The 1,992-nt window shown below is 68.6% G+C and carries 1 protein-coding gene; it reads left to right on the forward strand.

Annotated features, from left to right (window positions below; translation table 11 throughout):
* Positions 1 to 1,992, forward strand: a 1,992-nt coding sequence (locus ACZ3KP_RS40935) for a non-ribosomal peptide synthetase (protein WP_467506223.1), incomplete at both ends; no start/stop codon positions are given.

Genomic DNA, 1,992 nt, shown 5'->3' on the forward strand with positions numbered 1-1,992 from the left:
ACGGGACCTGCCGTGGCGGGTCAGGGTGCTGGACGTCACCGACACCCCCGGCGAATACGTTCTGGTCATGGTGGTCCATCACATAGCGGCCGACGCGTGGTCGATGGGCCCCCTGGTCAGGGACCTGTCCGTCGCGTATGCGACTCGCTGTCAGGGCGAAGCCCCGGTGTGGGACGAACTCCCGGTGCAGTACGCCGACTACAGCCTGTGGCAGCGCGAGATCCTCGGTGACGAGGACGACCCGGACAGCGTGATCGCCGCCCAGGAGGGCTACTGGAAACAGGCCCTGGCCGATCTTCCGGAGCAGCTGGAGCTCCCGGTCGATCACCCGCGTCCCGTCGTGGCCTCCCATGAGGGTGCATCGGTCGGCGTACGGGTCTCGGCCGAAACGCACGCCCGTCTGGTGGAGCTGTCGCGCTCCTGCGGGGCCAGCATGTTCATGACCGTACAGGCGGCGCTGGCGGTCCTGTTGTCGAAGATGGGCGCCGGGGAGGACATTCCGATAGGGACACCGGTCGCGGGCCGTACCGACGACGCCCTCGACGACCTCGTCGGGTTCTTCGTGAACACGCTGGTCCTGCGGACCGATGTCTCTGGCGATCCGACGTTCCGGGAGGTGGTGGAGCGGGTCCGGGAGGCCGACCTGGCGGCGTACGCCCACCAGGACGTGCCGTTCGAGCGGCTCGTGGAGATCCTCAACCCGGCACGCTCCATGGCCCGCCACCCCCTCTTCCAAGTCATGCTGACCGTGCAGCACCATGCACCGCTCCTCTCCACCTTCCGCAGTGCCGCGGCCGGATCGACGACCGAGTCCGGACTCGTACTGCCCGACCTGGCAGTACGGCCGGAGCCGGTGGAGGGGACGGTTGCGAAGTTCGATCTCTCCGTCGGCCTGGGCGAGACCCACGACGACAGCACGCCCGCAGGGCTCGAAGGGCGCCTGGACTACCGCACCGACCTGTTCGACAGGGCTACCGTCGAACATCTCGCCCGACGACTGATCCAGCTCCTCGACGCCGTCGCCGCATCCCCCGACGCCCCCGTCCGTCAGGTGAACGTCCTCGGGACGGCCGAACGCGAAAGGGTCCTGCGGGTCTGGAACGACACCGCGCGCGAAAGGCCGGGGGCGACACTCACCCAGCTGTTCGAGTCGCACGTCGCACGGACCCCCGACGCGTCAGCGGTGGTGAGCGACGAGCTTGAGCTCACCTATGCGCAACTGAACGAGCGCGCGGACCGACTGGCGCGCCATCTTGCCGCCAAGGGCGCCGGACCCGAGCGAGCGGTCGGCCTGTGGATGGAGCGGTCCGCTGACCTGGTGACCGCGCTGCTGGCCGTACTGAAGACCGGAGCCCACTACGTACCGCTGCACGAGGGTCACCCGCCGAGCCGACGTCGACTGGTCATGGCAGACTGCGCCGCTGAACTGCTGGTGACGGACCGCCCGGCTGAAGCCGCCGAGTTCGCAGGGACGGCCGAGATCATCTGCGTCGATGAAATCCTCAAGGCGGCTTCCGCGCCGGGACCGGTGAAGCCGGCCGGTGCTGCAGGTGCGGACGGACTCGCCTATGTGATGTACACGTCCGGGTCGACCGGTGAACCCAAGGGCGTGGCCGCCACCCACCGCGGCGTGGCGGACCTCGTGCTCGACCGCTGCTGGGAGACGGACAACCACGAGCGAGTCCTCTTCCACTCGCCGTACGCCTTCGATGCCTCCACGTTCGAGCTCTGGGGCCCTCTTCTCGCCGGCGCGACCATCGTCGTCGCGCCTCCGGGAAACCTGGACGCTCTGTCCCTGGAACAGCTGATCAAGGTTCACGACATCACGGGCGTGGTTCTCACGGCGGGACTCTTCCGCGTCATAGCCGAGGAGGCCCCGACCTGCCTCACCCAGCTGCGTGAGGTGTTGACGGGTGGTGATGTGGTGTCGCCGGTGGCGGTGCGCAGGGTGGTGGAGGCGTGTCCGGGCACGGTGGTGCGGGTGTTGTACGG

Source organism: Streptomyces sp. NPDC020958, assembly GCF_055562175.1.